Genomic DNA, 267 nt, shown 5'->3' with positions numbered 1-267 from the left:
CGTTATTAGTTAGTAAACCATTACGCTTATATAACCGTGATATTGCTGCATTTGCCTCCGCCAAAGCTAGCTATGATTGTGTCAAAGCTTTTAGCTATACCGATTTCCGTGATGACTTAAAAGCATTTGATGTACCAACTTTGGTCATTCATGGCGATGCAGATCAAATCGTACCGTTAGAGGTCAGTGGTCAGCGTTCGCACGAAATGATTGCAGATAGTCAACTTCATATCGTTGAAGGCGGCCCGCACGGTATCAATGTGACGC

At 43.4% G+C, this 267-nt stretch carries 1 protein-coding gene; it reads left to right on the top strand.

From position 1 onward, the window contains the following. The coding region (locus tag AAEY72_RS15125) for an alpha/beta fold hydrolase (RefSeq protein WP_352311392.1) at positions 1-267 on the top strand (267 nt) is incomplete at both ends.

Source organism: Psychrobacter sp. W2-37-MNA-CIBAN-0211, from assembly GCF_040309405.1.
Taxonomy (GTDB): domain Bacteria; phylum Pseudomonadota; class Gammaproteobacteria; order Pseudomonadales; family Moraxellaceae; genus Psychrobacter; species Psychrobacter glaciei.
Note: the sequence above shows the minus strand (reverse complement) of the source record. Positions and strands in the feature narration are given on the sequence as shown.